Source organism: Carnobacterium inhibens subsp. inhibens DSM 13024 (assembly GCF_000746825.1).
Classification (GTDB): Bacteria; Bacillota; Bacilli; order Lactobacillales; family Carnobacteriaceae; genus Carnobacterium_B; species Carnobacterium_B inhibens.
This window is the reverse complement of record NZ_JQIV01000006.1, coordinates 1,461,378-1,479,609: the sequence shown is the minus strand read 5'-3', so window position 1 is coordinate 1,479,609 and position 18,232 is coordinate 1,461,378. Positions and strand designations below refer to the sequence as shown.

Annotated in this window: 17 protein-coding genes; 11 read left to right on the top strand and 6 right to left on the bottom strand. The window is 35.6% G+C overall.

The genetic code is table 11. The annotated features are described in order from the left end of the window. The first annotated feature begins 343 nt into the window (after positions 1–343). The 3 genes from aroE to BR65_RS08175 are packed head-to-tail and all read left to right on the top strand — an operon-like array spanning position 344 to position 2,960. Positions 344–1,159 (top strand): shikimate dehydrogenase, encoded by an 816-nt coding sequence (gene aroE, locus BR65_RS08190; RefSeq protein ID WP_034537791.1) that lies wholly within the window; start codon positions 344–346, stop codon positions 1,157–1,159. After that, positions 1,156–2,127: a type II 3-dehydroquinate dehydratase gene (aroQ, locus tag BR65_RS14085; RefSeq protein WP_244877162.1), complete on the top strand. Its 972-nt coding sequence runs from the start codon at positions 1,156–1,158 to the stop codon at positions 2,125–2,127. The genes aroE and aroQ overlap by 4 nt, the downstream gene beginning before the upstream one ends. Continuing rightward, a complete protein-coding gene (locus tag BR65_RS08175; RefSeq protein WP_034537789.1) occupies positions 2,124–2,960 on the top strand; it encodes a prephenate dehydrogenase in 837 nt (278 codons plus the stop codon). Before aroQ ends, BR65_RS08175 begins: the two co-directional genes overlap by 4 nt. Positions 2,961–3,113: 153 nt before the next feature. On the opposite strand, the gene BR65_RS08170 is transcribed toward BR65_RS08175, so the two are convergent. Next, positions 3,114–3,974, bottom strand: coding sequence for an SDR family oxidoreductase (locus BR65_RS08170; protein ID WP_034537787.1), 861 nt, complete (start codon positions 3,972–3,974; stop codon positions 3,114–3,116). A gap of 158 nt (positions 3,975–4,132) precedes the next feature. Here BR65_RS08170 and BR65_RS08165 point away from each other — a divergent pair, with 158 nt between their 5' ends. The 3 genes from BR65_RS08165 to BR65_RS08155 all read left to right on the top strand — a co-directional run bounded on the left by BR65_RS08165 (position 4,133) and on the right by BR65_RS08155 (position 5,577). Continuing rightward, positions 4,133–4,480, top strand: coding sequence for a winged helix-turn-helix transcriptional regulator (locus BR65_RS08165; protein WP_023179373.1), 348 nt, complete (start codon positions 4,133–4,135; stop codon positions 4,478–4,480). A gap of 33 nt (positions 4,481–4,513) precedes the next feature. Further along, positions 4,514–4,906: a DUF1398 family protein gene (locus BR65_RS08160; protein WP_023179371.1), complete on the top strand. Its 393-nt coding sequence runs from the start codon at positions 4,514–4,516 to the stop codon at positions 4,904–4,906. A 125-nt stretch (positions 4,907–5,031) separates the two neighbouring features. Beyond that, positions 5,032–5,577, top strand: coding sequence for an NADPH-dependent FMN reductase (locus BR65_RS08155; RefSeq protein WP_034537786.1), 546 nt, complete (start codon positions 5,032–5,034; stop codon positions 5,575–5,577). Positions 5,578–5,764: 187 nt separating this feature from the next. On the opposite strand, the gene BR65_RS08150 is transcribed toward BR65_RS08155, so the two are convergent. After that, positions 5,765–7,111 (bottom strand): FAD-dependent oxidoreductase, encoded by a 1,347-nt coding sequence (locus BR65_RS08150; RefSeq protein WP_034537784.1) that lies wholly within the window; start codon positions 7,109–7,111, stop codon positions 5,765–5,767. Between the two features lie 278 nt (positions 7,112–7,389). Between BR65_RS08150 and BR65_RS08145 the strand changes: the two genes are divergently transcribed. After that, positions 7,390–7,899 (top strand): GNAT family N-acetyltransferase, encoded by a 510-nt coding sequence (locus BR65_RS08145; RefSeq protein ID WP_081901370.1) that lies wholly within the window; start codon positions 7,390–7,392, stop codon positions 7,897–7,899. A gap of 70 nt (positions 7,900–7,969) precedes the next feature. On the opposite strand, the gene nrdF is transcribed toward BR65_RS08145, so the two are convergent. From nrdF to nrdI, 4 genes are read right to left on the bottom strand one after another with little or no spacing between them, the layout of a single operon-like run. Then, positions 7,970–8,926 (bottom strand): class 1b ribonucleoside-diphosphate reductase subunit beta, encoded by a 957-nt coding sequence (gene nrdF / locus BR65_RS08140; RefSeq protein WP_034537781.1) that lies wholly within the window; start codon positions 8,924–8,926, stop codon positions 7,970–7,972. A 39-nt stretch (positions 8,927–8,965) separates the two neighbouring features. Then, the gene (locus BR65_RS08135) at positions 8,966–9,925 is read right to left on the bottom strand and encodes a ribonucleotide-diphosphate reductase subunit beta (RefSeq protein ID WP_034537780.1); all 960 of its coding nucleotides are present in this window, start codon (positions 9,923–9,925) and stop codon (positions 8,966–8,968) included. Positions 9,926–9,938: 13 nt separating this feature from the next. Further along, positions 9,939–12,137 carry a class 1b ribonucleoside-diphosphate reductase subunit alpha gene (nrdE, locus tag BR65_RS08130; protein WP_081901369.1) on the bottom strand — a complete coding sequence of 733 codons (2,199 nt, stop codon included), beginning with the start codon at positions 12,135–12,137 and terminating at the stop codon, positions 9,939–9,941. Positions 12,138–12,159: 22 nt separating this feature from the next. Then, positions 12,160–12,624 (bottom strand): class Ib ribonucleoside-diphosphate reductase assembly flavoprotein NrdI, encoded by a 465-nt coding sequence (gene nrdI, locus BR65_RS08125; RefSeq protein WP_034537779.1) that lies wholly within the window; start codon positions 12,622–12,624, stop codon positions 12,160–12,162. Positions 12,625–12,968: 344 nt separating this feature from the next. Here nrdI and mgrA point away from each other — a divergent pair, with 344 nt between their 5' ends. The 4 genes from mgrA (at position 12,969) to BR65_RS08105 (ending at position 18,130) form a co-directional block, all read left to right on the top strand. Next, a complete protein-coding gene (gene mgrA, locus BR65_RS08120; RefSeq protein ID WP_034537778.1) occupies positions 12,969–13,958 on the top strand; it encodes an L-glyceraldehyde 3-phosphate reductase in 990 nt (329 codons plus the stop codon). Positions 13,959–14,298: 340 nt separating this feature from the next. Further along, a complete protein-coding gene (locus tag BR65_RS08115; RefSeq protein WP_034537775.1) occupies positions 14,299–14,877 on the top strand; it encodes a histidine phosphatase family protein in 579 nt (192 codons plus the stop codon). 238 nt (positions 14,878–15,115) lie between these two features. Beyond that, positions 15,116–16,909 (top strand): purple acid phosphatase family protein, encoded by a 1,794-nt coding sequence (locus tag BR65_RS08110; protein ID WP_244877161.1) that lies wholly within the window; start codon positions 15,116–15,118, stop codon positions 16,907–16,909. A gap of 186 nt (positions 16,910–17,095) precedes the next feature. Further along, positions 17,096–18,130: a LacI family DNA-binding transcriptional regulator gene (locus BR65_RS08105; RefSeq protein WP_034537774.1), complete on the top strand. Its 1,035-nt coding sequence runs from the start codon at positions 17,096–17,098 to the stop codon at positions 18,128–18,130. The last annotated feature ends 102 nt before the right edge of the window (positions 18,131–18,232 follow it).

Genomic DNA, 18,232 nt, shown 5'->3' with positions numbered 1-18,232 from the left:
TTTAGCCTCTATAGATTTTCTCATAAAGAAGCTAAAGTAATAATTATTCAATTGTGAGTCCATTGCAGTTTGAAGTTGTGATTGTAAGTTCATGGTGGTCTCTCCTCAATTGATCATTATCAGCTGTTTCCCAACTGTGAGTCCAATACTAGCAATTAAAAAATTCATTGTCAACAAAAAACTAAAAACTAATTTCTGAAAATAATAATAAAAGTAGTCTGAACAACTGGTGCCAAACGAATTAGAGCCAATTGAAATAATTGTTCGTTAATTTTTTTATTGAACTTTAAGTTTCTTTTGTCTATACTTCAAAACATTATCAAAGGATTGGAAGAGGTGCCACATGAACTTTTACGGATTATTCGGAGAATCGCTTGTACATAGTCATTCTCCAAGCCTCCATAAGTTGATTTATCAAAAAATAGGATTAGACGCTGCCTATAAGCTCTTTGCATTTCCGCCAACACAGTTGAAACAAGCTATGGATGGCGTTCGGACGTTATCTATCAAAGGGGTAAACGTTACGATTCCTTATAAAGAAGCCGTTATACCTTATTTAGACGAAATCGGTCCATTTGCAAAAAAATTGGGAGCAGTAAACACAATTGAAAATGTAAATGGGAAGTTAATCGGTCATAACACGGATTATAGTGGTTTTGGTTTGGTTTTGAGCCGTAGAAACTGGGATGTAAACGGAAAGATAGCCGTTATTTTAGGATCAGGAGGAGCATCCAAAACAGTTGAAGCGTATTTAATGGATCACGGTATTCAAATGATTTATATTGTGTCTCGGAATCCTGAGCGATTTAAAGATACAAAAAATAAGCAGTATACCAATTATGAAGATGTACAATATTTAAAGGGAGATTTTCTGATTAATACTTCACCAGTCGGGATGTACCCTAATGTCAATGAAACTCCATTAAGTGAGACCTCTATTCAGCGATTTGATTATTTGATCGACCTAATCTATAACCCTAGTGAAACCACTTTTTTAAAATTGGGACGTGAAAACAACAAGCAAACGGCTAATGGATTAGATATGTTAGTAGGACAAGCCGTTCGAGCAGTTGAAATTTGGGAAAAGTGTTCGATTGACGAGCAAGTTACAAAAGAGTTGATCTCTGAATGGAAGAAACGACACGGTGAAAGCTTATGAAAACAAATATTGTATTGATTGGGATGACAGGAAGCGGGAAAAGTAGTGTTGGAAAACTACTAAGTCAACAATTAGACTTGCCATTTAGAGATATGGATCTTTTTATTGAACAACTAACGAATCAGTCTATTCCAGAATTGTTTGAAGTGAGTGAAGCGTATTTTCGAGCAATAGAGACCGAGGCTTGTGCAGAGCTAGCTGCAAAAGAAACGTATGCTGTTATTTCGTGTGGTGGCGGAGTCGTTCTCAATCCAGAAAACATTGAGGCATTAAGAAAAACAGGCTGGGTTATTTTTATCGATCGGCCTGTTGAACACATTATCAAAGATATCGAAATTGCACATCGGCCTTTATTAAAAGAAGGTAATAACAAGCTATACCAATTACATGAAGAGCGGTTTAGTTTGTATCAAAAAGCAGCTGATTTTCGAGTGGAGAATCGATCCGATTTGGAAGATGTATTGAATGAGATTAAGCATCATTTACCAGAAATCATTGCGCATAAAGGAGAAGATAATATGAAAATCGTTATTATTAATGGCCCAAATTTAAATTTCTTAGGGACTCGTGAACCCGAAATTTATGGAACACAAACGTTGGAAGAGATTGAAAGTAAGATTCAAAAATATGCTGAAACACAAGAAGTAGACTGTTCTTTTTTTCAAAGCAATTCTGAAGGGGAATTGATCGACCGGATTCAACAAGCCCATATGGATAAGGCAGATGGGATCGTCCTCAATCCGGCAGCGTATACCCATTACAGTTATGCCATTCACGATGCAGTGAAGTCAATAATGATACCAACTGTTGAAGTGCATTTAAGTGCGATTCATGCCCGTGAATCTTTTCGTAAAGAGTCTGTTATAGCACCAGCTTGTATTGGACAAATTTCAGGTTTTGGAGCAACAGGTTACTTATTGGCAATCCAAGCATTAAAAGAAGTCAGGAATAAAGGTGGGGAACGATGAATATTGCAATTGTTGGGTTAGGAGCCATTGGAGGCTCTTTTGCCATGGGCCTTCAAGCAGCTGGATACAAAAATATTTATGGGATAGATATCAACGAATCAACAGTAAGAATTGCTGTAGAACAGGGAATGATTCAAAAGGGGTTTGTGGAAGCCGGCGATATTTTACCGGAGATGGATATCATTATAATTTCTCTTTATCCAAATCAAATTGCGCCATTTGTCGAGCAGCACAAAAGTGTCCTAAAAGAAGGTGCCATTCTAACAGATGTAACAGGCGTTAAAACAGCGATTATAAAACAAATGTCTAAAGTTCTTCCTTCAACAGTCGACTTTGTATTTGCACATCCCATGCGCGGCAGTGAAAAAAAAGGAATCATTGGAGCCGATCATACGCGATTTATAGGAGCCAATGCTTTGCTCACTCCTATCTCTAGAAATAAAGAATCTTCTTTAAAACTTATTGAAAAGCTTTATAAAGAGATTGGATTTAATCAAGTAACGCGAGTTTCTCCTGAAAAACATGATGAACAAATCGCTTATGTCAGTCAATTGATGCATGTTTTGTCTGTAGCGGTCGTAAATAGTACGCAAGCTTCAGAAGAAACACTGATGTTTGCTGGAAATAGTTTTCAAGAGCTCACAAGGATCGCTGATATAAATGCTGATTTATGGAGTGAATTATTTTTAAATAACCGAACAGCCTTGTTGAAATCGATTGAACACTTCGAAATTGAATTGGATGCTTTGAAATACACGCTAGAAGAGAATGATGATAAAGAGCTGAAAACAATCTTTAGTCGAGCCGCCAATAAACGAAGAGAATGGTATTGAGTGAATCCGTTGCAGAAGATATATAGTTAGCTTAAGAAATAAATAGTAAAAGAAAAAGTTGCCCTAAAATGAAATATGCCCTAAAAGTTAGAGTACTAAATCTAACTTTTAGGGCATATTTCTTTATAACAAACGATTAAATTCTACTTATAGTTATTTTTTCAAAAATTCTTTTAAAGCATCAACAAGTGGAGTTAAGGATTTGCCTAATGCTTTTTCAAAATCCTCCGATGTTACATTTAATTCACCGTTACGAATATCATTTTGAATCATTAAAATGAAACTCACTGCTGCCTCAGGAACACCGTTGCTGATTAATGCAGCTTGATAATCTTCATCATTCATTGCAACAACTTCAAATTCTTTACCACTAGCAGTTTTAAGAGCTTCAGCTAGTTCTGCATAAGTAATTGGAGTACCTGATAATTCAAGTATTTCTGGTGCAGCTGATTTTTCCGTTAACACATTGATAGCAGCCTCAGCAAATTCACGTTTTAATGCCCAACCCGTTTTTCCGTTTTCAGCAGAGTACGTAAATGCATGGCCTGCTACTGCTGCATTGAGCGTGTCTGCTTCATTTTCCAAATACCAATTGTTGCGTAAAAAAGTGTGAGAAATGTGAGATTCAGAAATTAATTTTTCAGTGAGGATATGATCTTGGGCTAATGGGCTGTTTGAGGTAGCGCCTTTAGGAAAACTGGTATAAGCGATAAATGAGACACCGGTTTCTATAGCAGCATTGACGACATTTTTGTGTTGTTCATCGCGTGAAACCACTCCACCTGGTTGTGAGGAAACAAAGAGCATGCGATCGACACCGTTGAAAGCTTTAACTAAACTAGTATAGTCACTAAAGTCAGCAATCCGTACTTCAATCCCTTGTTCACGAAGTTTAGCAGCTTTTTCTTCAGTTCTTGCCAGAGCCACAATATCAGTTAAATCAACTTGTTCTTTCAAGTAATGTAAGGCATAAGTTCCTAATTCTCCAGTTGCTCCTGTTAACAAATAGTTCATCTTGTATCAACCTTTCTATTCGTGAGATTTAGTTTATAAAAGCTTGTTTTTTTCAAGTTCTAACACTATGATAGGAGTCTAAGTAACTAATGTAAAGTAAGTACTTTTAAGTTACTTAGTAACAAAAAAGTAACTATTGCGAGAGGACGAGGTTTTTAATGCGAGATAAATTATCGGCTTGCCCAGTAGAGACGACACTTTTGGTGATAAACGATCGTTGGAAAGTGTTGATATTAAGAGAACTACTAGATGGGACTAAACGGTTTGGAGAATTAAGAAAATCGATTGGTACTGTTTCACCAAAAGTATTGACGTCACATTTGCGTTCTATGGAAGAAGATGGGTTAGTTGACCGCGAAATTTTTGCAGAAGTTCCGCCACGCGTTGAATATACATTGACAGAATTAGGAGATAGTTTAAAGCCCATTTTAGATGCAATGAAAGACTGGGGCACAGATTATCAAGCAAAGGTTAAACTTAAGTTGAAAGAAACAAATGAAGATTAACATACTAACGAATATAAAAAGGAGCTGATTTAAATGAGTCTAAATTACCAAGAGATTGAAAAAGTAATAAATGCAGAAAAGAATGCTGGCGAATTCGCTCAGTTAATGCACGAACTACAGAAATTAGGTGTGAAGCGATACGATTATTTGGTTGCTGAAGGGACGTATCGATATTTTGATGAGGATAATTCTGTCGACTTAAAATTGAATGGGGTCCCAAAAGTAGTTTCTGATCAAAGTGACTCTAAAGCTATCAAATCGGCTGTTAAAAGAGCACAATCAGGAGAGTTTGATTTTGAAAAATTTTGTGAACTAGCTGGAGCAGCTGGCGTGCCAGTTTGGACAAGTGATTTAGTAACGAAGCAAGTCACTTATTACGATGCTTATCATCAGGCATTATTAGTAGAGCCGATTCCGGGACTATAAGGTAAAAAATGTGAAATTCATATAGAAGTAAAAGTATTTTAGTTTTTTACTTGTAAAAAGTAAGTGTAGGGTGTAGGATGTATTTATAAGGAAAAATAAAATAAATCATTTGGAGGTAATTATTCATGTCAAAAAATATTGGGATTTTAGTAGGAAGTTTACGTAAAGATTCTTTAAATAAAATTGTAGCAAAAAAATTAGCTGAGTTATTCCCAGCTGATGCTACTGTAACATTTATTGAAATTGGCGACTTACCAGTTTACAATGAAGATTTAGAAGAAAATGCTCCAGAAAGTTACACTCGTTTCCGTAAAGAAATGAAAGAACAAGACGCATATGTATTCATAACTCCAGAATACAACCGTGGTATGCCAGCTTCATTGAAAAATGCTATTGATGTTGGTTCTCGTCCATGGGGCGAAAGTGTATGGCCAGGAAAACCAGTTCTCGTTGGTTCAGTATCTCCAGCAGGTATTTCTGGTGTATTAGCTAACCACCAAATTCGTCAATCACTAGTATTCGGTGACAGCCCAGTTATGGCTCAACCAGAACTTTATATTGATGCATCTAAAACAATTGGTGAAGACGGACAAGTAGTTCCAGGATCAATTGAATTCTTACAAACTGTTGCAGATGCATTCGTAGCATTCATCGACAAAAACTCTAAATAATAGATAAAATTTAAAACTGTACGAAGAAGCTGAGACATCATCTAGCTGAAAAGCGTGTATAAAACTTCAGCTTTAGAAGCATAAAAACAGCTTCACAATAGGAATTTTCCCTACTGTGAAGCTGTTTTTATTGTATTAGTTTTTTAAATTTAGCAACTTTTTTATTTATCGTTTGTATGAAAAAGTACTATAATTTTTCACTATCAAAGTTATCATCTAAAGCTTTTTGAGCAAGAACATTTAGGTAGTTCCATGGACGGTTGAATCCTGGTTGGAAGAAGAAATCAGCAAAGGCTAATTTTTCTAACGTCCAACCTGAAGAGATAGCTACCGATAGTACATTGATAGAAGCTGTAACGTCATAGGTTGACATCAATTGAGCACCAACAATACGATGACTGTCTTTTTCAAAGTGAATTTTCATCATGACTTTTTCGTCATCAATAAAAGTAGGACGAATATTTTCTACTACGAATGTGCTAGCTACTTCAGCATCAATGGAGTCTTGATCGATATCTTTCACACCTGTAGAAGCTAATTTGTAGTCGAATAATGTTAAACCAGATGTCCCAGATACTTCAGGCATCTTTACTTTTTTCTCTAAAATGTTTTTAGCCGCAATCACTCCTTGACGACGAGCATTAGATGCTAAAGCAATTAGTTTTGAACCATGATTTGGCGCAAAGGGAATTTTTGTAGCATCTCCCATTGCAAAAATATCTTTTTCAGAGGTTTCTAGGTAGTCGTCAATAACGACTGTACCGTCTGGGTTTAATTCAACGATCCCTTGAAGCCATTTCGTATTTGGACGAACACCAACAGCCATAATTACAGTGTCTGCTTCGTATTCACCTTTATCTGTTACAACTTTTTTAACGGTTCCGTTTTCGCCAACAACTTCTTTAACCATTTCGCTTGTGCGAACAGTCAATCCATTTTGATCCATATTTTCGTTCAATACATCAACAAATTCTTTATCTAGGTACGTATTCAATACGCGGTCTAAAGAATCAATAACCGTTGTCTTAATACCTACTTTAGCAAATGCTTCAGCTACTTCAATACCGATGTAACCTCCACCGACAACAACCGCTTTTTTCGATTGACCCATACGTGTTTTAACTTTTTCAGCCCAATTACGGCCACGTACATAGAAGATATTATCTAAGTCAGCACCAGGAATTGGAATTTTTACAGGCGCTGCACCAGGAGAAAGAATCAATTTATCATAGCTTTCTTCAGTTTCTCCGTCAGTTGTTTTAACAGTAATGGTTTTAGCTTTGGGGTTAATCCCAACAACGTCACTATTCATATGAACATTTACATTTTGTTCGATATACGAACCCTCTGTTGCATAATGTAAACTATCTAAAGATTCGGCAATGCCTTCTAAGTAACTTTGAATTCCACAAGATAAGAATGATGCGGTATCTCCGCGTTCATACAAATGCAATTCAGCATCTGGCTGTTCCTTCAATAATGTTTGAATGGCTTCATAGCCAGCATGTGATGTTCCTACGACAATAATTTTCAAAAAAATGGCCCCCAATAATAAGTATTTGTTCCAAGAAGCACCATACCACTTATTTGTATTTTTATGAAATAATCTGCCTATAGAGAGTAGAGTTTGATTTCTTTTTAACAATAATTTTTTACAATTCTGATGAATCGTCATATTGGATAGCAAAACAATTGGTCAGTTAAAGTGACGTTTTATCTTAAATGCAATAAAATAACATATAATAAGAGTTGTTAAGAACGTTAAAAGGAAGCGAATGAGAATAGACGAAATTACTAAAGGAGATCATTACTATGGAATTGAAAAAATGCACCTTAGAAGATTTAGAATTACTTCAAAAAATCAGCATAGAACTGTTTACGGATACCTTTAAGGATCAAAACACTGAGGAAGACTTAAAAAATTATTTGGAAAAAGCCTATAACAGTACACAACTCAAAAAAGAACTCACAAACAAAAATTCTGCTTTTTTCTTTCTACTAGATAACGAAGAAATAGCCGGTTACTTAAAATTAAACATAGGTGATGCACAAACAGAAGACATCGCTGAAAATGCTGTAGAAATCGAAAGAATCTACATTCGAAGTAACCGTAAAAGAAAAGGGTATGGAACGGTTTTGATAGAAAAAGCTGAACAATTTGCAAAAGAAAAGAATAAAGAAGTGATTTGGTTAGGCGTTTGGGAAGAAAATCTAAGTGCTCTTTCCTTTTATAAAAAGAAGGGGTTTATTCATATTAGTTCACATTCGTTCTTCATGGGTGATGATGAGCAAACTGATTTGATCATGACCAAGACAATTTAATATGGATGCAACTAGTTAGAGCAAAAATAAAGAAGAACCGTCTATTACAAGCACGGTTCTTCTTTTTGTATTAAAAATCGTAGTCTTCATCTACCATTGATTCAGCATCGCCCATAAGATATCCAGCTCCAACTTGTGAGAAGAAGTCATGGTTCGATGTTTCAATTGAAATACCATTCATCACAATAGGGTTAACATCGCCTAAATCAGCATTTTTATAATAAGCTTGGAACCCCATATTTTGCAATGATTTATTAGCATTGTAACGAACAAAAGTTTTAACATCTTCAGCTATACCTATGGGACTATAGATTTCTTCAGTGTAGGCCAACTCATTTTCCATCAGATCTTCCAACAAAGGGTACATCCAATCCAGCAATTTCTTTTGCTCTTCTTCAGGTAACTCATTGTAAGTTAATTGGAATTTATACCCTAAGTAAGTACCATGTACTGATTCATCACGGATAATCAATTTAATAAGCTCAGCTAGATTAGCCAGTTTATTACTGCCACGGTACCATAAGGGGGCGAAGAAGTTACTGTAGTATAAAATACCTTCTAAAAAGATACTTGCAATCTTCTTTTGCAAACCATTACCAGTTTGATAGATGTCATTAATCCGTTTTGCTTTGTATTGCATTCGTTCATCATTATTCATCCAATCATAAATCTCATTGATGCTTTTGATACTGTTCAAAGAAGTTAGAATCGTTCCATAACTCTTCGCATGGATGGTTTCCATAAACAAAAAATTATTCAGAATAGCAGCTTCTTTATGAGTACGAACGTCCTCCCGCATAGCGTTAACACCTTTTTCAGATTGTAATGTATCTAGCAATGCTAGACCTCCAACGACCTTTTTAATAACTTCTTGTTCAATAGATGAAAGTTCTCGCCAGTCTGCTAAGTCGTTTGAAATAGGAACACGAGTATCTAGCCAGAATTGTGAGGTTGCCTTATCCCAAACATAATCGTCTAACTCATCTTCAATTTTATTCCAATTGATTACTTTATGTTTTGAAGTCATAATTTTTTCCTCCTTAAAATGAAATTCCGGATTTATTTGTTAAAAGTTATAGTCTTCTTCATTCATGGTATCTTCTTTATCAAATTGGAAGCTGATACCTGATTGTCTACCGACTTCATGATGAGTTACTTTAGTTAAAATAACGTTGATGGAATCAATATGGGAATTACTTGCACCTGTTTCAGGGTACAAAGGGTCGAATCCCAAACTTATAAGTGCTTTATTAGCCTGTTGATGAACAAAGACTTTAACTTCCTCAAGCCAATCAGTTCCATAGTAAATGTGTTCTATATAAGTTAATTCATTTTTTACTAGATCAACAAACAAATCAAAAGTCCAATCTCTCAATTCTGCTTGTTCTTCCTGTGATAATTCAGAAAAACCTAGTTGAAATTTGTGACTAATATAGAAGCAATGTAAAGATTCATTCGTGAGGACCAACTTAATAATTTCAGCAACGTTAGTGAATTTCTTCTGTGTCCAGTAAAGCAATGGAGTAAAGAGACCACTATAGGTTAGGACTCCTTCCAAGATTAAGTTTGCTGCTCGTTTTTGAAGTATACTTCCTGTTTTATAAACTTCAAGAATACGATCTAATCTGTATTGAAGTTCTGCATTGTTATCAGCCCAAGTTAAGACACCATCAACTTCTGTTGATTCATTAAATCCTATAAGAATTGTGTTATAGGCTTTAGCATGAACTGATTCAATAAATTGAATATTATTGTAGATAGCGGCTTCCTGCTGAGTGTGTTTTCCTTCATTAATTACTAGGTAACCTTTCTCTGATTGGAACGTAGCTGCTGAAGCTAGCCCAGCCAACGATTTCATGAATGCTTCTCTTTCATTTTCTGGAAGATCTTCCCACTGTGATTTTTCATTTGTAACAGGGATTCGAGTATCTAACCAAAATAATGACGTTAATTTCTCCCAAGTTGAATGATCTAAATGATCTTCGATTTCATTCCAGTTGATTGCTTTGTAATGTAAGTAAGACATAATTTCCCTCCTATTAAATCATGCAGGATTCACAAGTATTTGCCATTGTAAATTCGTCATCTTCGGTATAAGTTCTGATATAGTAAAGTGATTTTATTCCTTTCGTCCAAGCGTAGTTTCTCAGACGGTTCAAGTCTCTAGTTGTCAGTTTTGAGGAAGCGTCTGTTTTCCATTCGTATAAACTTTCAGGAAGAGTTGAGCGCATAAATAAAGTTAAGCTCATACCTTGATCAATATGTTTTTGAGCAGCGGCATAAATATCAATAATTTTACGCTGATCATAGTCATAAGCTGATTTGTAATATGGAAGAGTTTCATTTGAAAGGAAAGGTGCTGGATAAAAAATCGAGCCTACTTTTTTCTCTTGGCGATTCTCAATAAGTTGAGTAATCGGATGTAGGGAGGCGCTCGTTTCATTTACATATGAAATAGAACCATTGGGCGCAACGGCTAAACGGTTACGGTGATACAAACCGTGCTTAGAAATTTTTTCTTTTAGGTCTTTCCAATCTGCAACTGTTGGCAATTGGACGTTAGTAAAGATGTCCTTTACTTTTTCATTTGCTATTGTGAATTCACTTTCTAGGTAGGGTTTGAAGTATGTGCCATCAGCATATTTGGATTTCTCAAATCCGAAAAAAGTTTCTCCTCGTTCTTGAGCTATTTCGTTACTTGCTGCCAAAGAATGATAATTTAAAGCTAAGAAATAAGCTTCAGTGAATTCAATCGATTCTTCTGAACCATATTCAATCTGTTGCAAGGCTAAAGCGGTATGCAATCCCATAGCACCTAAACCAATTGTGTGGTACATAGAGTTGCCTTTGCTAACAGTAGGTACCTCTAGCACATTGCTTGAATCTGTGACAGTTGTTAACGCACGAACTGCCAAATGAACGGATTTAGCAAAATTAGGAGATTGCAGCATATTCATCATATTGCTCGAACCCAAGTTACAACTAATATCTGTGCCTGTTTGTTCATAAGATAAGTCAGCATTGAGTGTAGAAGGTTCTTGCGGTTGGAGAATCTCTGAACATAAGTTACTCATAATAATTTTTCCGTCAACAGGATTTGTGTTATTGGCTGTATCAATATTTAAAATATACGGATAGCCGGATTCTTGTTGCAAACGCGAAATCTCTTGCTCCAATTCACGAGCATTGATTTGAGTTTTTTTGATGTTCAATTTCGCAACCATATTGTCATATTCAGCAGACAAGTCTATGTATGAGAACGGAATACCATATTCTTTTTCTACACTGTAGGGGCTAAATAGATACATCGGTTTATTTGTTTTTATTAATTCATAATACTTATCAGGAACGACTAACCCTAAAGAGAGTGTTTTAACTCGTATTTTCTCATCTGCATTTTCTTTCTTAGTTGACAAAAAGCCTAAGATATCTGGATGGAAAACATTCAAATAGACTACGCCTGCGCCATTACGTTGCCCAAGTTGGTTACTATAACTAAATGCATCTTCTAGCAGCTTCATTACTGGAAGGACACCAGAAGAAGCATTGGCGATATCTTTAATTGGATCGCCAGCTGATCGGATATTTGATAGGTTAACTCCAACTCCACCACCAATTCGAGAAAGTTGCAAAGCAGAGTTTACTCCTCGGCCAATAGAAAGCATTGAATCAGCAACATCAATTAAGAAACAAGAAATCATTTCCCCGCGTTTCTTTTTCCCGGCATTTAGAAAAGTAGGAGTAGCTGGTTGATAGCGTTGAGAGATAAGTTCCTCAGCAAGTTGGACAGCTAATGTTCTGTCCCCATTGCCTAGGTATAAAGCATTAAAAGCAATACGATCTTCAAATTGTTCTAAGTATTTCGAATGATCATTTGTTTTTAATGCATACTGTGAGTAGAATTTATAAGCACCCATAAAACTTTTGAACTTAAAGTTAGCAGCATAAATTTGTTTGAATATTTTTTTAATAAATGCAAAATCATAGTCATTACTTTCACCCTGCTTATAAAGGTTTAAGACGTCTAAGTCAATGTAATTGTTATCCACCAAGAATGCCAATTTTTCTTCTAATGAAGGAAATGTTAAGGTATTGGGAATGATTTCTTCTTTAAAGTAAGCTTTTAATGCTTCCTGATCCTTTTGTAAAGGAATTTCACCATTGACTGGAATATTAACCAAGTTATTAAGGTAAAAGTAAGTTTTAGCACTTTTGATAGTAGTTGTTTGATTTGGCAAAGTTATTCACTCCTAAGTTTTTCTAAAGTTCGTTAAGAAACTCTTCTTGGTGATTAATGATTAAGTTGGCAATTCGTTTTACATCTGACTGCGTCCCACGTAATTCAAAGACATCGATTAATGGAAACCCAAATCTTTCTGTATATTGTTTAGCACTTAGGCAGAATTGATTATTGAAATTCCGATTCCCACTTCCAATAATTCCGTAACAGAGTTTAAAGTTATCGTTAGATGCTATAAAATCTCCTAGTCTAGTGGTTAATACTTCCTTATCTCCTGTATGGATTCCATTTCCACCATTTAAATAAGTCGGCAAGAAACTGACAAAGGGTTCATCCACTGGAAAAGTTTCTCCTTTTAGATCTTTAATATTCAGCGATTTTACAACTATGTCCTTAGTTGCTTCTATGTATTCGCTTAAACACTCAACAAAGTATTTCGTATTGCCGTTTAAACTGATGTAAATAATGTTTATTTTATTTGCCATTAAAAGTCTCCTTCTGGTTATTAAATTTTGTTCTGTATTTCACATACATGAAATCTACATGTTGTGCTTACGAAAATATGATAACACAATATGTAGTGATTAAGGAAGTTTTTTTATGAAAAAAAGATAAACCCTATCACCCTCTTAAAAAAAAGTGATAGGATTTGTAGATTCCTATATTGTAGTTGATCTAATGTCGATGTAGAGCTTGACAGAAGTGGAAATTTAAAAATAAAGGTCCTGAATCAAATTATATTGGAAACTCTTACAATAGATTGTTTCCTTTGTTTGAAAGCGTTATAATGGGAAGTGGAAGAAATATACCAAAGAACTGGAGTGGTTGAATGTATCAAGCAGCAGAGGATCGTTACAACAATATGATTTACAATCGTGTGGGGAACAGTGGATTAAAATTGCCAGCATTGTCTTTAGGAATGTGGCATAATTTCGGTGATGTAGATCTATTTGAAAACAGCCGTAAAATGGTTCATCGTGCATTCGATTTAGGAATTACCCATTTTGACTTAGCCAATAACTACGGCCCTCCAGCGGGAAGTGCCGAAGAAAACTTTGGACGTATTTTAAAGAAAGATTTGCTTCCTTACCGTGATGAATTGATTATTTCAAGCAAGGCCGGATATGATATGTGGCCAGGCCCATATGGTGAATTTGGTTCTAAAAAATATTTGACTGCTAGTATTGACCAAAGTTTGAAGCGTCTTGGATTAGATTATGTTGATATCTTTTACTCTCATCGTCCAGATCCGGATACACCTTTTGAAGAAACAGCACATGCATTGGACTTAATGGTTCGCCAAGGTAAAGCTTTGTATATTGGAATCTCTAATTACTCTGCCGAACAAACAGCTGAAATTTCAAAAATATTTAAAGAATTAAAAACGCCTTTCATTATTCATCAACCTTCTTACAGTATGTATAACCGTTGGATAGAAGATGGACTACAAGATGTTTTACAAGAAAACCAATTAGGAACTATTGCGTTTAGTCCCTTAGCGCAAGGTATGTTGACAGACCGTTACCTGAATGGTATTCCAAAAGATTCGAGAGCTGGTCGGACAACAAGTCAATTCTTGAATGAAGAAAAAGTAAATGCTACCATAGAGCGATCAAGAGCACTAAATGAAATCGCAAAACGCCGAGGCCAAACGTTAGCTGAAATGGCTGTTTCGTGGATTTTAAGGGATGGAAAAGTCACAAGTGTATTGATTGGAGCCAGCAAGGTAAGCCAAATCGAAGATAATGTCAAAGCATTAGATAACCTTGATTTTTCTCCTTCAGAATTAGCCGAAATTGAAAAGGTTTTGAATCGTTAGCCAATTGTGATTTTTTTGCTAATTACCAACTAAGAAAGATGTTCAATTCAGAATCTAGTCCTAGTAGGTAAAATGGGAAAAGTTGCGCAATATTTAGTTCCTTTAAACACTAAAGGCTTAAGAAAATAACCTAATACTAAAAAAGGATTGCCCTTTATAAGAGCAATTCCTTTTTTATTGGATAGGCAACAAAAATAAAAGCTATTATTTTTGATATCGGTGTTATTGCCAGAATAGAGGGCAATAACACTGATATTTTATAAGAGATCAATCAATACTTCTAGTGAATGTGGTAGTCTAAAATCAGTTGAAATAAATCATGAAAAATGGAGGGAATAGGATGACAAAAACAGTGTATTTAATGAGACATGGCGAAACTTTTTTTAATCAACAAAAGAAAATACAAGGCTGGTGCGATTCACCGCTGACAGATAAGGGGAAAAATCAAGCCATCATAGCAGGCCAATACTTCACTGAAAATAATATAAGCATTGAAAGTGCCTATTCCTCAACTTCTGAACGTGCTTGTGACACATTGGAGCTTGTAACGAATAAGGATTATAAAAGAATTAAGGGGCTAAAGGAATGGAATTTTGGAGTGTTTGAAGCAGAACATGAATACTTAAATCCGCCTTTGCCTTATGGAGATTTTTTTGTACCTTATGGTGGAGAAGGAGAGTTGCAATTTAGAGAAAGAGTTGCTAAGACGCTGTACAAAATAATAGAAGAAGAAGAAAAACAAACAGTATTAGTTGTATCTCATGGGGCAGCTTGCAGACAGTTTATGAGGTATTGGGCACATACTAGTGAAGTGGACCAAAAAGATCGTTTAGGAAATTGTTGCATTCTAAAATTTGAGTTTAAGGACGAAGCTTTTAAATTACTTGAGATCATCAATCATGATTTTTCAGGATTATAGATTAATGATGAAATCACTAAAACTACAGATGATGAGAAGTTAGCTCAAGGTAAAACATTAAAAGATCAATTAAAAGGAATGGAAGTAAAAATTAAAGAAATAATAAGACTCTTAATTTACTTTTTTTACTAGAATTTTACTTAATATTGACCAACAATAAATATTCATCCTATAGAGTAGGAGTATAGGTTTTAACTGATGGAAGCCTATAAATCTATTTTATTTGGGAGGAAAAGATTTGTATTTAAAAAGAAAGATGAAAAGGTTTTCTGTTCCAAGTATTGCTGCTGTAGCATTATTAGCACCGTTTGTATTAGCTGGTTGCCAATCCAATGCCGCATCCAGTACGATTGATTCTTCTTCAATGGTTAGTTCTTCAAGCAACGAGGTAGAGTTAGTCGAAAGTAAGCCAGAGGTAGCTGAAGTTGAAGCAAATAATGCACCTAATCGAATCATCACCACATTGAATGGGGATACCCAAACACAAATGGGATTCAATTGGTATACGACTGATAAGTTTGACGATGCAAAAGTATGGGTAAGTATTTCAGAAGATTTAAGCGATCCATTAATCTTTGATCCTGAAGTAGCTGAAGTTACGAATCAGTATGCGGAAAGAACAGAAGATGGATATTACATCTATGCAGATTTAGAAAAAGATGATGAAGGTGATCCAGTGGAAGGGGAAGATGGCGAACCGATTATCAATGGTTACTACACGGACGAAAACGTCAGTGGACCAGAATGGACCAGCGGAGATGCAGTTGGATCATTGGATTTAGTTGATGTAACAGAATATTCCTACAAAGCATTAGCCACCGATTTAGAACCCAACACTACATATTACTACCAAGTGGGCAGTGATTCTGGTGAAAAGAGTGAGATTGGAACCTTCAACACATCGGGTGAAGTTGGAGATGAGTTTACGTTCGTCCAATACACGGATACTCAAAATGCGTATTGGAATGAACATGTATTCAATGAAGCAGCATATGGTGCAGATACAATCAAACAAGCTTTGGAAGTCGCAGATGCTGATTTCGTGCTACACACTGGTGACGTAGTTGAAACAGCTGAAGTGGAAGATGAATGGGTCGATATCTTTTCTCAATCAGAAGAATCATGGCTGCAACAACCTTTAGTGGTCGCGCCTGGAAATCACGATGAATATGCTTTGAATTATGGTGATTCGCAATTAACTGAGAAGTTCAATGAACACATCAATGTTCCAGTGACGGATGAGAAAGTCGATGGTGGATCGTACTACTCACTTGATTACAACGGAGTACATGTGGTCGTCGCGAACACAAATGATAATAAAGAATCTGAAGACAATCCTGAAGGAAAAGCAATTGGGACAGAACAATTAGCTTGGATTGAAGAGGATATCAAACAAGCTCGTGAAAATGGCGCTCAATGGGTCGTTTTAACCTATCATAAACCTTTGTATTCGAAATCTTATCACTCTCTTCAAGATGAAGATGTTCAAAAAGTGAGAGAAGAATTTATGCAGATGATTGACGAGCTGGATGTAGATCTTGCTTTGCAAGGTCATGACCATGTTATCTCTAGAACAAAATCGTTAAACTTTACGCCAACGGAAGAAAACTTCTCCAATGCAACTATTGACCAAGCGGAAGTAGTTCTTGGCGAAGACAATGTCGAATATTATAAAAACCCTTCAGGAACAGTGTTCGTGTTGCCGAATACAGGTGGGACAAAAGCCTATGATGATCTTTATGGCAAGTCATTGGAACATGTACATGAAGTAAGACCTGATCTGAGCTGGATGACGCAAGAGGATTTAGATTACTACAACAATCTTTTTGCTTTCGGAGGGCAGCCACAAAAAGATGGTGTATTTGCAAATTCACATTCCAACAATCGTGATTCCACTGTACAAAACTTTGCCGTATACAATGTGAATGGAAATGAACTTATCGTAGAAATTTATCAAATTTTTGGGGAATTGGTAGAAGGAGAAGAACGCGCAGTTGAAAAAGTACACGAATTTGGAATTGTTAAAGAATAAAAATAAATTATTTATCAAAAAGGTCTCTAACAAAAGTTGAGAGGCTTTTTTTGATATAAGAATAATAAAAACGTGTTTAAAAAATAGATTAAACAATCTTTCAAACAATAAATTATTTCTGTAGACAACACCTTCAATTGTTTGTTAATATATGTTAGTAAACACTAAACAAGTTGGAGAGAAAATATGACAAGTATAAGAGACATAGCAAAAATGGCAGGAGTATCCGCAGCAAGTGTGTCACGTATTTTAAATAATGATGATTCTTTCAGTATTAATGAGAACACTCGTCGAAGAGTCATTGAAATAGCGAATAAGTTGAATTATTCCAAAGATAAGAACAAAAGAGGCGTAAAAAGCAACAGTGATAATTTAACGATTGCTTTAATTGTGAGGCATGAAGAAGGTTCTGAAAGAGAGGATCCTTATTTTCTGGATATTCGCAGAGGAATAGAAAGTGAAGCTTCTAAGTGGCGAATGCGAGTAGTTCAGGCTTTTCGAATGCGAGACACAGAAAAAGACTGGGAACAATTATCTAAGTATGGGGCTGTGATTATGATTGGAGAGATGACAGAGGAGGCTACAAAAAAGGCTTATGATTTCAATCATAAATTAATTTTAGTCGACAGTTACTCAAAATATCCTAATTACGATTGCATCCAGACTGATTTTGCTTCGAAAACTCATGAAGTTTTGGATCGCCTTTATCAAAATGGGCATAGGAACATTGCATTCATTGGGGGATTAGGAAGTAAAGTAACGATTGAAGGCCTATCAACCCAATATAAAGAAGAAGTTCGGGCTGTAAACTACATGGAATGGATGAAGTTGAATAATCTTGATCATTTTTCAAAAATATATCAAGGAACTTGGCGGGCTGAGTCAGGTTTGAATCTAGGCAGAGAGATGTTAGAAGCAGAGCCTCGTCCAACAGCAGTTTTAGTTGCAAGTGATCCTATGGCAGTAGGGGTGTACAAAGCTATCAATGAGGCTCATTTGAGAATACCTGAAGATATTTCCGTAGTTAGCTTTGATGATATAGAAATGGCCAAATTTATGACCCCAGCTTTATCCAGTATTCAAATGAACGCAAAAGAAATGGGACACCTAGCTGTTAGAATGGCAAAGGAACGAATGTTGGGAGATCGAACTATGCCCATTAGGACGATTTGTTCTAGCGAACTTAAAATTAGAGAATCGATAGGAAAAATAAAAAGTTAATAATGAACCAATTAATACCCATTTAAGCAACTTTTGGGTGTTAATTGGTTTTTTTTATAGAAAAGACTTGTGTAAACATTAACTAAACATTTATACTTAAAA

Bases quoted from the DNA above. Each gene is read 5' to 3' on its own strand.
- BR65_RS08165 (WP_023179373.1), top strand. From the start codon at position 4,133: ATGCGAGATAAATTATCGGCTTGCCCAGTAGAGACGACACTTTTGGTG.
- aroQ (WP_244877162.1), top strand. From the start codon at position 1,156: ATGAAAACAAATATTGTATTGATTGGGATGACAGGAAGCGGGAAAAGT.
- BR65_RS08155 (WP_034537786.1), top strand. From the start codon at position 5,032: ATGTCAAAAAATATTGGGATTTTAGTAGGAAGTTTACGTAAAGATTCT.
- nrdI (WP_034537779.1), bottom strand. From the start codon at position 12,624: ATGGCAAATAAAATAAACATTATTTACATCAGTTTAAACGGCAATACG.
- BR65_RS08105 (WP_034537774.1), top strand. From the start codon at position 17,096: ATGACAAGTATAAGAGACATAGCAAAAATGGCAGGAGTATCCGCAGCA.
- BR65_RS08135 (WP_034537780.1), bottom strand. From the start codon at position 9,925: ATGTCTTACTTACATTACAAAGCAATCAACTGGAATGAAATCGAAGAT.
- aroE (WP_034537791.1), top strand. From the start codon at position 344: ATGAACTTTTACGGATTATTCGGAGAATCGCTTGTACATAGTCATTCT.
- mgrA (WP_034537778.1), top strand. From the start codon at position 12,969: ATGTATCAAGCAGCAGAGGATCGTTACAACAATATGATTTACAATCGT.
- BR65_RS08170 (WP_034537787.1), bottom strand. From the start codon at position 3,974: ATGAACTATTTGTTAACAGGAGCAACTGGAGAATTAGGAACTTATGCC.
- BR65_RS08175 (WP_034537789.1), top strand. From the start codon at position 2,124: ATGAATATTGCAATTGTTGGGTTAGGAGCCATTGGAGGCTCTTTTGCC.
- BR65_RS08115 (WP_034537775.1), top strand. From the start codon at position 14,299: ATGACAAAAACAGTGTATTTAATGAGACATGGCGAAACTTTTTTTAAT.
- nrdF (WP_034537781.1), bottom strand. From the start codon at position 8,926: ATGACTTCAAAACATAAAGTAATCAATTGGAATAAAATTGAAGATGAG.
- BR65_RS08145 (WP_081901370.1), top strand. From the start codon at position 7,390: ATGGAATTGAAAAAATGCACCTTAGAAGATTTAGAATTACTTCAAAAA.
- BR65_RS08160 (WP_023179371.1), top strand. From the start codon at position 4,514: ATGAGTCTAAATTACCAAGAGATTGAAAAAGTAATAAATGCAGAAAAG.